The 13,880-nt window shown below is 47.3% G+C and carries 9 protein-coding genes and 1 pseudogene; 8 read left to right on the top strand and 2 right to left on the bottom strand.

Annotation, left to right across the window (positions count from 1 at the left end; genetic code table 11):
- The first annotated feature begins 476 nt into the window (after positions 1-476).
- From DWU89_RS14185 to DWU89_RS14205, 5 genes and pseudogenes are all read left to right on the top strand, one after another.
- Positions 477-2,849, top strand: coding sequence for an FtsX-like permease family protein (locus DWU89_RS14185; RefSeq protein ID WP_115500294.1), 2,373 nt, complete (start codon positions 477-479; stop codon positions 2,847-2,849).
- A 19-nt stretch (positions 2,850-2,868) separates the two neighbouring features.
- The gene (locus DWU89_RS14190) at positions 2,869-5,226 is read left to right on the top strand and encodes an ABC transporter permease (RefSeq protein WP_115500295.1); all 2,358 of its coding nucleotides are present in this window, start codon (positions 2,869-2,871) and stop codon (positions 5,224-5,226) included.
- 903 nt (positions 5,227-6,129) lie between these two features.
- Positions 6,130-6,387 (top strand): annotated as a pseudogene (locus DWU89_RS14195) (ORF6N domain-containing protein); the annotation flags it as partial.
- Positions 6,388-6,503: 116 nt separating this feature from the next.
- Complete coding sequence (locus DWU89_RS14200; protein ID WP_115500296.1) at positions 6,504-7,157, top strand: DUF4858 domain-containing protein; 654 nt, start codon at positions 6,504-6,506, stop codon at positions 7,155-7,157.
- Positions 7,158-7,264: 107 nt separating this feature from the next.
- Entirely contained in the window at positions 7,265-7,771 is a 507-nt protein-coding gene (locus DWU89_RS14205; RefSeq protein ID WP_115500297.1) for a hypothetical protein, read from the top strand.
- Position 7,772: 1 nt separating this feature from the next.
- Here DWU89_RS14205 and DWU89_RS14210 read toward each other — a convergent pair whose 3' ends face one another.
- Both DWU89_RS14210 and nudC read right to left on the bottom strand, forming a co-directional pair.
- On the bottom strand, positions 7,773-9,872 hold the full coding sequence (locus DWU89_RS14210; protein ID WP_392391934.1) for a S9 family peptidase: 2,100 nt from the start codon (positions 9,870-9,872) through the stop codon (positions 7,773-7,775).
- Positions 9,873-9,973: 101 nt separating this feature from the next.
- Positions 9,974-10,747: an NAD(+) diphosphatase gene (nudC, locus tag DWU89_RS14215; protein ID WP_115500298.1), complete on the bottom strand. Its 774-nt coding sequence runs from the start codon at positions 10,745-10,747 to the stop codon at positions 9,974-9,976.
- Positions 10,748-11,189: 442 nt separating this feature from the next.
- On the opposite strand from nudC, the gene DWU89_RS14220 reads away from it, so the two are divergent.
- Genes DWU89_RS14220 through DWU89_RS21115 form a run of 3 tightly spaced genes read left to right on the top strand, consistent with a single transcriptional unit; the run spans position 11,190 to position 13,872 of the window.
- A complete protein-coding gene (locus DWU89_RS14220; RefSeq protein ID WP_115500299.1) occupies positions 11,190-11,864 on the top strand; it encodes an ABC transporter ATP-binding protein in 675 nt (224 codons plus the stop codon).
- Between the two features lie 48 nt (positions 11,865-11,912).
- Positions 11,913-13,415 (top strand): TlpA family protein disulfide reductase, encoded by a 1,503-nt coding sequence (locus tag DWU89_RS14225; protein ID WP_244205916.1) that lies wholly within the window; start codon positions 11,913-11,915, stop codon positions 13,413-13,415.
- Between the two features lie 28 nt (positions 13,416-13,443).
- Positions 13,444-13,872, top strand: a complete 429-nt coding sequence (locus DWU89_RS21115) for a TlpA family protein disulfide reductase (protein WP_244205917.1) — start codon at positions 13,444-13,446, stop codon at positions 13,870-13,872.
- Positions 13,873-13,880: the final 8 nt, after the last annotated feature.

The raw sequence follows: 13,880 nt of genomic DNA on the forward strand, positions 1-13,880 counted from the left end.
TTTCCGGCACAACCCGGCATTTCCCACCCGGCAACCTGCTATAAGCTATCTCATACACAAGGAACAACTATTCCATTGACAGGCAGGCATTAATTCACGGATAGGCAGGGAGTAAGAATTAGGTCTACACCGTATCGCAAATAGGATGTACAGGGTATCGTCTATACAATGTACATGGTATTCACGATACCCTCTACACCGTATCACAACTTTCTGCCTATCCGTGAATTACTTCCTGCTTATCTTCGGATTAGTGCATAAGGAGCTTCGAAATAGTTTGTTCGCATCGTGCGGATAAGAACGCCTTTCGTGCGGAAACACACATGCAGGGCGAAGCGAAAAACCATATAAACAACTATATAACAGAACCATACAAGAATGGCACGTCTTTTGTATCTTTATATCCGGGGGATGTTATAATTTCGCCCTCTGAAATTTAATAACAATCGGATCAACTGCCAACAAACAGAAGTATCATGCTATCACACTACATCAAAGTTTCCTTCCGGGAACTCCTGAAATACCGGACACAATCCGTTGTCAGCATCATTGGGCTGGCAATCGGATTCACTGCTTTCATATTAGGAGGTTATTGGCTGTGGTGGGAAACACATTTCGATAATTTCCACCCGGAAGCCGACCGGCTCTACTGCCTGACGACGGAAGGACTTGTCAAACGGGCCAATGGAACAAACTCGGATCTGGACCAACTGCACGTCGACGACCGGAAGGAGTTGTTTCAGTTGCTTCCCGAAATCGAAGCATCCTGTTCCTTCAATCATCTCAGCTTCACACTCAAACAAAAGGATGAGACAATCTCTTTGCACGGCATGGAAAGCGACCATTCTTTCTTCGATCTCTTTTGGGCGGACTTCATAGCAGGGACTTACAAAGGTAAATCGCCTGATGGCAGTAACGTCATACTGACGGAACGGACTGCCCGCAAGCTGTTCGGGACAACAGATTGCGTGGGGAAAGAAGTGGCGCTGGACGAAGACCTCCGTCCCGTTGTCGCAGGCGTCATCCGGAACTATCCGGATAATACCGACCTGCTGTTCGACTTCCTGTTGATCAGATCGCCAAGACCCAATCACGTAAAACGGATGACGACCTACGTACGCCTCCAAAAAAATGCAAGCATCATACAGGTACACACCAAACTGGCGCGTTACAAAAGCCGCGCCGACAAGAAATGGAAAATACATCTGTTGACCGCTCCGGAAGTCCATCTCCGTTGCCATCCCGAACTGACGGATCGCATCCGGAACATTCACATCCTGGCATTGGCTGGCGCAATGGCTTTCCTGAGCGCCCTTATCAACCTGCTGGTCCTCTTCATCGGACAGCAGCAACGGAAACAGCAGAAGAACCGCACATACCTTTGTGTCGGAGCTTCAACAAAAAGCATGATGCTAAAAGGATGCACGGAGTTGGTATTACCGTTGCTGATCGCTTTCCTAATTGCTTTCTGCCTGATCGAGAGTATTTACCCTTACTACGAAAGTTATACGACCTGGAACCGGTACGGCATCTACGAAGATGTCAGCCGCCATCTTTCGCGCGTCTCGCTTTTCGGTAATATGATATCAATAGCAGGCACCAGCATATTGGCATTCCTTCTTGTTTGCTATTATCCGATACGGAGTCTATTGGAACACAAGATACAAAAGCCCGTACTCTTTAAACGGAGCTTGATTGTCGTACAGATATTTATCGGTTCACTCTTTTTCATCACCTCTTTAGGATTATTCCGGCAGTTACATTTCATCCTGTCGAAAGATAAGGGAATCGACTACAGCCAAGTCATCCAGGTAGATTTGGGATTCAGCACTGCCTACCAGACAGACCTGAGCGTCCTAAAGCCGGAAATGGCGAATCATCCGTACGTGAAAGGAGTTACATTTACCTGTGGAAACGCTCCGGTCTTTACGGAGCAGGGAGACTGGTACGGCTCTTTTTATACCCACTTCTGTTTTGACCCGGCCGAACCGGACCCGAACCGCAGTGATCCGGTACTCGTTGCCGACAAAGACTTCTTTTCTTTCTTCGGTTTACAACTGCAATCCGGGAGTTGGCTTACCGATGCAAATGCTTATGGTTTTCTGGTGAATGAAACTTGTTTGCAGACGTTAGGATATGCCGACCTGTTTGAACGTTCGGTCTACAATCCGGAAAACAAGCAGGCAAGTCCGCTCAAAGTCTGCGGCGTCATACACGATTATATGTATGCACCCATGCAGTATCCGGTATTACCTCTGTTCTTCACGACTTTCGACAATCCAATGGTAAAAGGGTTTGAACCGGCTTATCTGTTCTATATCCGTTATGCGCCGGGACATAAGAAAGAGGTCTTGGAACATCTCCGCGAAGTGACCTCGCATATTCAGAATGACAATATAAACCGCAATAAAATGTTCACGGAACTGTCCGACTTGGTAGATACGTTCAACCGACCGGAGAAAGTGATCTTTACCATTTTCAGCATTCTCTCACTGGTCTGCATCCTGATCTCAACCTTCGGCATTTATTCGTTGGTCAGCCTTTCCACCGAACAACGGAGGAAAGAGATTGCGATCCGCAAGGTGAACGGGGCAACCTTCTATCACATCCTGCAACTGTTCTTCCGGGAATATTTCCTGTTGGTCACGCTGGGAAATGCTTTTGCCCTCCCGGTCGGTTACCTGTTGGCTAAACGATGGCTGGAAACATATGCCAACCACACGACTCTGCCGGCATGGCTGTTCCTCCTGGTCTTCATTATCACCAGCGGAATCGTCCTTCTCTCTATTTTCCAACAGGTTAAAAGGGCCGCCGCAACCAATCCGGCAGAAGTTATTAAAACTGAATAAAAACAAATAACATAACATCATGTTAAAGCACTACTTAAAAATAGCCATACGGCAAATACTCAAAAACAAAGTCCAATACTTGCTTTCCATCATTGGAATCGCTATCGGGTTGCTCTGTTTCAGTATGACCTCCTATTACATCAGGAGATTCAACAATCAGTTCACTGCTTGGGAAAATAGTGACAGGATAGCCAATATTTATATCAAGTCGACAAAGAACAGTTATGAACAACCTTACATACCGGGCAAGGAGCTACAAGCATTGATCAGTAATCCTGTAACCGGAATAGAAAAGATTGCCTACTCATATGGCTTTACAAAGGCTAATATTACTCTTTGTAAAGCCGGACAAAAAGAGGTTCCGTTCCAGTGTAGTTTTCTGAACATCACTGCAGACTTTCCTGCGATCTTCAGCATGAGAACTCCGGAAGGACAGACACCTATATTAAAACCGGGAGAGGCATGGATAAGCGAATCATCTGCAAAGAAAATGTTCGGCGATGAAACGCCTCTTGGTAAAACACTCTATTTCAGCCAGGCAGACAACGATACATCCGCAATCCGATACTCCACGATCAGCGCAGTCATCCGGGATTTACCGGATGGAGTACAGGAAAAGAAAGACCTCTACTTCCTGGAAACCTCGACAATAAACCCGGAAAGGAGATATGAGAATCCGGTTGTCTTGCTGGATAAGGATGTTTCGAGTGCAGAAATAAACCAACGGCTGCAAAAACAAATACCGGCTTTCGGAAACGAAAACGACAATTACCTTGCAGTACGAACCTTAAAAGAGGAAATGCACAAACCGGACAATCTCAGCGCAACACTTCTTATTCCGGTGATCGGAGCCTTGATACTGGTTGCAGCCATGATCAATTTCCTCAAGTTCTGTATCCAATCGTTCTATAACCGGACACGTGAACTCAGCCTGCGGAAATGCTTGGGGTCCGATTCGACAGGACTGTTCTGTCTGCTTTTTAGTGAAATCGCTATTCTCTTTATTCTATCGGCTTTAGTAAGCCTTGCTTTGATCGAATGGGTCATTCCCGTTTATTATCAATATCTGGCAAGCCAAGAACTGATCGACGAGGATGTATTTATCCACACACCTACCCTGATTTGGCAGGAGATGGAATACTTATGCATTCTACTTATCATCTGCCTGCTGATTGCTACCTGGGCTATTTTCCGTATCAGGCGGCTTTCGCTGACAGAAGGGATAAAAGGGACCAGACGAGAGAAGCATGGCGTACGCAACTTTATGCTGGGCGTGCAACTGTTCATTTGTTTCCTCTTTGTTGCCGGTGCAATCGGACTTGGGAGTATCCATAACCTTGTAGACGAGAAAAGAAATAACACATTGACCGAAGAAGAATGCACCCGTATCTGGAAAATAGAACTTTGGGAACCGCAATTGCAAGGCCATGAAGAAGAAATAGTTTCCCACATCCATGCACTTGCGGGTGTAAAAGATATTTTATCGGAGAATATAGGGGGCTACCCGGATTACATAACGAAAAAGGAAGAGGCCGTACACGGCATACAACATGTTGTCAGTAGCAACTATCCAGACTTTATGAACCTGAAGATAGAAGGAAGAATGCCACAAGCGCCCAATGAGATAGCCGTTTCACGCTCACTGATCTGGGAACTGGAAAAAGACGGAGAGAAGAATCCTTCATCCGTACAACTGGGAGACAAGACTTACCAGATCACAGGCATATACGAACAAATGCCATTCGAACCGCTCTACACTAAAGAACAGATCGTAAAGGCCAACCAATATCACCGCTTCACATTCCTTTCTGTACCTGACAAGCCGAACTACAGCACTGTCTACGTCAAATGTGTACCCGGCCAAGAACAAAACGTCCGGAAAGAGATACTCCGTATTGTTCACAACCGCCTGCCGGAATCCATTCCTTTCGAATTGACGACCAAGCAGGAAGAACGTTTCCGGTATAACGGAGGCTCGGAACTGATGAGCAATATGTTCACTTTGCTCTCTGTCATCAGTTTAATCATAACTATCCTGGGAATCTATTCCGCCATTACGCTTGATACGCACAGCCGTCAAAAGGAAGTTGCCATCCGGAAAATCAATGGGGCAGGTCCCCGCGTAATAGCACTCTTATTCGGGAAGTTGTACATCCGCCTGTTGATTATTGCGGCTATTCCTTCTTTAGCGATTGTCTATTTATTCCTGCATGCATTAACCGACTCCGAGGCAGTCATTTCTCCGGGATGGCTGAATAATCCTCTTATATGGTTAGAGATTATCTTTCTGACAACAACAATCGTATGCGTAACCGTCGCCTATCGCATCTGGCTGATTTCACGATTGAATCCGGCAGAAACAATCAAAACTGAGTAAAGATTATTGCTAAACAGGAAGTAGAAAAACGTATCATCGGGGATAAACACAAGGATGAGGCCGGCTATACGGATCAGTTTAAACCTGCAAATAATGAATCAATAACGGATAAATGCAAACCTGATGAATTTACAATAACCCCTATTTCAGCCATTTTTCTATTTCATCCGAAATCTTGATCGATTTTGGATTGACTCTTTTCACGGTTTTAACCGGCTCGGCTGACAACAGCTGAAATGAGGTGCCGGGCCCATTCCGAAAAGCGTACAATTTGATTATCGAAAACCGGAAACACTGTCAAAGTGATAAACCTTAACTCCCGGAGAATCGATTATTTGCGAACGAAGGCGGACGGCGCTCCAAATATCCCAAGGAAATTTTGGAGACTTGTTGCCGTGAGGTGCGCAGAAAACTGCTTTGAAGTAACGCTTCATCGCTTTGAAGGTTGACTTTGTGCTATATGAAGTCCGACTTCAGAGCAACAAAGTGCCGGATCAGAGCAATAAAGTCCCTTTTCATGGCGATAAGGTGCCGGATCAGAGGAAAAAGCCCCTTTTTGACGGCTGAAAAGCGGATTAACATTTGTTTGCTTTCGGTCATCTTTCGAGGCTGTAAAATGCGTTTTATACAATAAGCCCCTCTGCCGTAGGCTCTCTTTTGCCGTTTCGTTTCAACGAACGATTTTAGAGTTTAGAGGCAAAGCCTCTTCCTCTGTGGACTTGAGATATGAGTCCCTTTAATAGGATTACTTGTAGATATTTGGAAGGGGGTTATTGTAAGTTTTCAATTTGCAGAAAGTCTAAATATAAGAAAAAGTGAACCTGTAAATGATAATTTATTGCTTCAGTTCTGGCAAATAATGAGTTTATTTATCCCAAATGATTATCGAGTGAGTTTCTTTCAGGATACATTATCGAGTTGACAAACAAAGAGATGTACCCCTTGCAGTCGAAAATTTCGACCGCAAATATATCCTTCAAAGTACGCGTTAAAGCAAAAGCCTTTACCGAAAAAGGCCTCTACATGCTCGCCACCATTCTGAAAAGCCCCAAAGCGGTAGAGGAAACGGATGGCGACTTCACAGAAAGCGAATCGACCGTCGAGCTGAACCTTGCGATCCTGAAGGTAAAAAGAACAGTAAAAAAGAGAACCAAAGACTAATTAAGTCAATACATCCCAAAAACAATTAACATTTTAAATTGATAAGACTAATTACACTAATTATAGTATAAACAAACACTAACTTAATTTACTTTCGTTGCAAATTCATAGGTTTCATGCGCAAACAGCTACTTATAGTGATGTTGATTTGTCTGAAGGGAGCTGATTATCTCTCGGCACAACAATGGACAAAAAAGGATTCAGTCTGGCTTCAGAACGTTTTATCCGGCAAAGAAAAGCTGGAACTGAATCCTGAGACGATGAAAGCGATCCAATCAGGTTCGTTTATCAACTTGGACGAGCCGGCGTCGAACATGAAGCTGTCTCCCGTAACCCCGTTGCCGATCATCAAAGATTTTTCCGAATATATACAGACAGACTCTACCCGGCGCAAAATAGCATTGAAAGATTTACCGCCTTCCGTCTTTTGGCTATACGGACCGAAACCGGGGCAAATAATACCGGTTTATGAGAATATGCTGAAAGCCTGGAAGAATGATCCTGCGAACCATTCCTACAATACGGGATTCGCTACTTTAGATATAGCGGAACTGACCAGCCGGAAATCATATATACATAGACGTAACGCGAAACGCGACGGGACATGGAAGAACTACAACAACCTGCCTACACCCGATATCATCAAGAAAAAGAAGAAATTTGCAGAAGACAATCCGCAGATAGCCGGACAAGACACGCTTCTTCTGCACAAAGACTCGTTACAGATGAAAGATACAACACGCATGATAACTCCGGTCCCAGTCGACTAAGCACCCCGAATAATCACTTTCTACAAAAAAAGTCGTACTCCTTTGCAACAATTCCGTGTTATTTAACGTCTTATAAGTATGTAAGAAACATTAATCGGAGAATCAGTATGACAAAGATACAACTATTAGCCACCTTGTTGGCATTCATCATAATCGCTTTGCTGGGCGCTTGCAGCAGCGAGGACTATTCGGAACCGGATGTGTTCAAGGTTACACCTGACCTCCGTGACCGCATCAATAGCGGGGTGAAGATGGCATCGCGCACGGAAAAGAAGCTATTCAACGAGAAGTTCAACGCCTTCCTCAGCAAATGCGATGAAATGGGAGTCGAGAACACGCCTTACCAATACATGGAAACGGAAGAGTACGCAGACCTGAAAAACCAGATACTGACATCCTCTCCCGCCACCTGTTATCTATTAATGGACCGCTACCTGAAACGGAAGCCGCATTTCTTCTCTTTTATTCTGAACGACCTGATCGAAACTGCCTATCCCGATACGGCCGACGAGATTGCCAACCGGATGAAGGCCTCGACAACCGTACAGGAGACAATGGAACTCTATCCGCAGGTTTGTCTGGAAATCTGGCTCGACACGATCGAGAACCGCTAATCTATTCCCACGCCGGCGGTTCCTGGTTCAAGAGGTTCTTGACAAAGAAATCGTGCATCTTATGCATCTCGAACGGGCCGCCCAAGCTGTGCGTCTTGCCCGGCAGATAGAGCTGTTCGAAGTTCTTGCCGGCTTTCATCAGGGCGCTGACCACCTGAAGAGTGGAAGCCGGGTCCACGTTGTCGTCCAGCTCGCCGTTGATCAGGAGCAGCTTGCCTTTCAACAGGTAAGCATTGTCCACATTCGAAGAGGCGCTGTATGAAGCGTCGATCGGATAGCCCATCCACTGCTCGTTCCACCAAATCTTATCCATCCGGTTATCATGGCAACCGCAAAGGGCAACCGCCACTTTATAGAAGTCGTTATGGAACAGCAAAGCCGCCATCGCATTCTGTCCGCCGGCCGACCAGCCGTAAATGCCGACACGCTCCAGATCCATATATTTATACTTCGCCCCTGCCGCCTTCATCCAGGCAATACGGTCCGGAAAACCAGCATCCTTCAGATTCTTCCAACATACATCGTGGAAAGCCTTCGAACGATTGGACGTTCCCATCCCGTCAATGGAGACAACGATGAAGCCGAGTTCCACCAGCTTGGATATCAGATGATGAACCGGTTTAAAGTCCTTGTCGACATGCGAGTCGTGCGGACCTGCATAAATCATCTCCACAACCGGATACGAACGGGAAGCATCGAAGTTCATCGGGCGATAGATATTTCCCCAGATGTCCGTCTTGCCGTCACGTCCTTTTGCCGAGAATACTTCCGGTATCTGCCAGCCTTTCGCCTGCAAGCCGCTGACATCGCATTTCTGAAGTTCAGCGACCGGAGAGGCATCAGCCGTCCGTTTCAACAGGCTTACCGGAGGCAGGTCGGGACGTGAATAGACATCGGTAAAATAGTTCCGGTCGGCAGAGAATGTCACATGGTGATTCCCGTCTTCAGGCGTCATATCCGTAAAGCCTGTCCCGTCCAGATTGATACGGCAGTAATGCAGGTTGTACGGATCTTCCCCTTTGTTGAAACCGGAGGCGGTGAAGTAGACTACGCGGCCGGCCTCATCCACATGATCGACATGGCGAACAACCCATTCGCCTTTTGTCACCTGTTGTTTGACCTGTCCGTTCGTGCCGTCGATAAGGTAAAGATGACGCCATCCGTCGCGCTCGGATATCCAAAGCAGTTCCTTCCCGTCATTCAGGTCGTAGCGATAGTTATTGTAATAGTAGATAAATGTCTTCGTCTGCTCGTCCACCAAATGACGGATAGAGCCGTCAGCCACATTCACTTCGCCGATGACATAGCGTTGATGTCCGCGCTGGTTGAACTCGAACGTGAACGCACGGCTGTCTTCGCGCCAGCCGGTCAGATTCAGATAGAACTGGTTTTCGTAAGGAGCGACATCCAGCACAATCTGTTTGCGCGCCTCCACATCAAAGAGAACAGGCAGGTAAACAGGCAATACATCTCCCGGCTTGGCGTAATCGCGCCATTGCAGGATCGGCTGTTTCTGGCTGGACGGACTGGACTCGATCAACGGTATGCGGCGTTCCTTCACGTCACGCACCTTCACCGTTGCTAACTTACGCGAGTCGGGCGACCAGATGACAGCCCCGCCATCATAGCGCAGGTTCGTCGTCCCGTCCATCGTCAAGGCGATCTCCTCCTTCTGTTTCCCTTTATCTTTCTCATCCTGAACGGGCGAGAGATAAAGGTTATTATCCTTCACATAAGCCTCCCACTTCTTATCCGGCGAGACAACAGGCTCCGGTGCCTCATCACGGCGACGCCAACGGTCCGGCTTCCGTTCTTCTTCTTTCAAGAGGGATTCCGCCAGTTGTTTTTGCTTTTTAGAGAAGAATGCCGCCAGTCCTTTCTTGTCGGCTGCACGCTGCTTCTTCCCGTTCTCGGCATTGACAAGGTAGAAGAAGTCTCCCTCCTTCTCGTGATTCTTATACCAGAAATAGTGTGAACTGTCTATCCATTCGGGATGAACGGCAGGAGAATAGACAAGTTCGGAGCATTTCAGAATCGTGTCGGCACGCTGGTAATCGGCACGCGTGACCTGCGCAGACGCGCTCTCCGTCCCGAAAGCCATACCCAACAGACACAAAAGATAACATAAAGCCTTAGTTCTCATAACGATCGATTTACAAGTTACACCCCAGTTCATAACGATTAATTATTAATTCTTAATTATTAATTTCCCAACCACCAGTCAATCATCTTACGCGCCAGGCTGAGCTTGCGCGGTATCTCCGGCAGGTTGTCTTTCGAGAAGAAAGAACCGGAGCTCAGTTCCTCGTCCTGAAGCCGGATCTCCCCACCTGCATAATCGGCAATAAAACCAATCATCAGATTACTCGGATACGGCCAGGGTTGATTGCCGAAATAAGTGATATTCCGGATCGACAGCCCCGTTTCTTCACGCACTTCGCGCTCCACACATTGTTCCAACGTCTCGCCTGTTTCCAGGAAACCAGCGACAAGCCCGTGAAACGATCCCCGGAAGTTCCGTGCATGCACCAGCAGAATCTCTTCCCCTTTCCTTATTAAAACAAGGATTGCGGGTGACACCGCCGGAAACATCTCATTCCCGCATGCGGGGCACTTCTTCATGATCGGCCCTTCCTGCACAGTCGGCGTACCGCACACCGGACAGAAACGGCTATGCTTATCCCAATAGACAATCTCGTAAGCCTTTCCCGCCTGGTCATATAAAGACCGGTCGATATAGTCGTAAGAAGCCCGGAGTCCCATCGGCAGGAAAGCGTCCGTTTCCTCCAACGGCGCATCGGTAAAAGCAACCATCGCCTCTGTCCCGTCCTGCATCTCTATGGGAAGTGAACGATCGACTGCGACAGGCGCTTTATCGGTAAAAGGGATTGTATAGCCTTCGGCTTTCTTTTGCAATAAGAGTTGGTCGTTATAGAAGACATACCAATATCGGGATGCGTTATTTGTCGTTTCCATATATCTATTTCTTTTGATTTCGCAAACATACGGAAAAATTACAACTATCGTTACATTTCCGGTGTAAATAGACCTTTTATCCGAAACATAAGGAAGAACTAAGTCAAACATCCCTGCCCCTTAGTCCGTTTCATTGCATTCATTAGTTGTCCGCCGGGCGCCGAACGATCGTTCGCTTGGTGGCGGACGATCGTTCACTGGGCGGCGGACGATCGTTCGGCGCCAAGCGGACGACTAATAGAACGCTTAGAACGGGCTAATGAACAGGCAAGAAAAGGTTAATCCATACCGAGATGTAAGCTAAAGTGTGCTTATCCGCACGGCGGCAGTTCGGATACGCACAATACAGGAAGTATCTTCAATCGGCAACTTTCTATATACAAGACATTTATATCTATGGCACGACTTTTGCCATAGATCTTGTAAACAAATTTAGCACACCATGATTAAAACTGTTGCATTAGAAAAGATCTTCCGTACGGAAGAGGTGGAGACGTTAGCGTTGAACCAAGTTAACATAGAAGTAAAAGAAGGGGAGTTTGTGGCCATAATGGGGCCTTCCGGTTGCGGTAAATCTACGTTGCTGAACATCTTAGGATTGCTGGACAACCCGACGTCCGGGGAATATTTCCTGAACGGGATCGAGGTTTCCCGATACACGGAAGCTCAACGTACAAAACTGCGTAAAGGAATTATCGGTTTCGTCTTCCAGAGTTTTAACCTGATAGACGAGTTGAATGTTTACGAGAACATCGAGCTGCCTTTGCTCTATATGGGTGTTTCGGCCGGCGAACGGAAGAAGAAAGTACAGGAAGCGATGGAACGGATGGCAATCGCGCACCGCGAAAAACACTTCCCGCAGCAACTTTCCGGCGGTCAGCAACAGCGTGTCGCAATCGCCCGCGCCGTAGTTGCGAATCCGAAGTTGATCCTCGCCGATGAACCGACCGGTAACCTGGACAGTAAAAACGGACAGGAAGTAATGAACCTCCTCAACGAGCTGAATAAGGAAGGAACAACGATCGTCATGGTTACGCACAGCCAGCACGACGCCGGCTTTGCTTCCCGCATCATAAACCTTTTCGACGGACAGGTCGTGACAGAGACGGTTATTTAAGCTTTTAAACTCGTATATTACCGGCATCAATCGTAAATCGAATTACTTATGAAACAGATTCTCTCTCTACTTTTATTACTCCTCTGCTGTACAGGATTGCAGGCACAGGAACGCGTAGTCGAACAGCCCGCTTTTGACGCATGGAGCTCGACAACGCTGGAAATAGACAAAATAGCCTTGAGCGACACGGCTACAGTCTTTTATATCGACGCTTACTTCCATCCGAAATACTGGATACGGGTTGCCAAAGAAACCTACCTGCAAGCCGACGGCAAGCAATATCCGATCAAGAACGGCGTCGGCATCGAACTTAGTGCGGAACACTGGATGCCGGAATCGGGGACAAGTTCGTTCCAACTGGTCTTTCCTCCTCTGCCAAAGGGAACGAAGACGGTCGATTTTATTGAAGGCAATGATGAAGGCGCCTTCAAAATCTGGAACATACACCTGGACAGCTCTCCTGCCAGTTCACCTTTAGCGGGGAAAAAGAACCCGAAGGAAACTCCCGTACTGGAAAAGCCGGAGTTCAAAATCGGGACAGCCGTGCTGAACGGGCATATCGCAGGCTATAAACCGGAAATGGAACTGAAAGGACGTGCGTGGGCGTTCAATATGCTGACAGGCGGTACGGACGAATATAACATCGCTGTGCAACCGGACGGTAATTTCAAACTGGAAGTTCCGCTGTACCATCCGACGAACCTGAATATTGTCGGCGACTTTATGAACGGGCAGATATATCTGAAACCGGGAGAGACGACAACGGTTGAAGTCAACTTCCCTGAACTATGCCGGGCGAAGTCGAAGAAACAACAGGACAAACCGTCTTTAGGTGAGAAATATTACTTTACAGGAGCCTTTGCCGCCCTCAACAACGAGGCTTGCAATTCGTCCCTCAGTTTTGTATCGGTCAGTCCCAGAACGCAGGACGAATACATGCAAATGTTTGTCGACATCAGCGCCATGAACGCAGATCAGTTCAAGGCATACTGGATGGACCGCTACCAAAAGGAGAAAGCGACATTGGACAGCCACACGGAATTGAGCGACGCTTACCGCACGCTTCTGCTAAACAGTCTGAATAAAGACTTGGCGGAACAGTTGTTCGGTATCACCAATATGACGGAATATGCTTACCGGACGGTCAACAAGATCCCGCGCGACTCGGTTATGACGGATTATAAGAAAGTGGTGCCAACGATAGAATATTACAACTTCATACCGGAGCTCGTATGCAACAATCCGTTCATGTTGTATGACGGCACTTCTATTTATCTGATCTCGTATATCCAATATGCGAACTTCACGGGAGAAGAAAGGACAGTTAAGGGCGAAGTCCCGGACAATACGGCCGACCTGGTCAAAGTCATGGGAACAGACAAAGGAACGCTCTTCGACCTGCTTGCCGCACAACGCCTGGCCAAGCCGATAAAAGAGTTCCAGCCGCTAAGCGACGAAGAGATTGCTGAGGCCGGTAAAATATCTCCGGTCTTCCGGGAAGCTTTCGCACAGATGAACAACAAGGTCAAAACAGCTTATCGAGGAGAATAAAAAGAAATCCGGCTACACCGTCAACCGTGTGAATATCGCCGAGATCCCGGCAGAAGAGTTGTTCAATGCCATCACGACACCTTATCGCGGAAAGGTGGTTTTCATCGACTTCTGGGCAACTTGGTGCGGTCCGTGCAAAGCTGCGATGAAACAATCCGAGCCGGTGAAGAAAGACTTCGTTGGCAAAGATGTCGTATTCCTTTACCTGGCCGGTGAAAACTCTCCGAAAGGGACTTGGGAGCAAATGATCCCGGACATCAAGGGCGAACATTACCGGATGACGGATGCCCAATGGACATACATCTGTAACAAATTCGGCGTCCAGGGTGTTCCTTCTTATATGGTCATCGCCAAAGACGGCACACCGAAGCATTTCCAAGTCGGTTTCATGGCTCACCCGATATTTCATGGGGGGGGGACTTCATTCACTTTCTTGGAATATCTATCGCTACTATAATAGTCTTG

Origin of the sequence: Parabacteroides acidifaciens, assembly GCF_003363715.1 — a bacterium.
Classification (GTDB): domain Bacteria; phylum Bacteroidota; class Bacteroidia; order Bacteroidales; family Tannerellaceae; genus Parabacteroides; species Parabacteroides acidifaciens.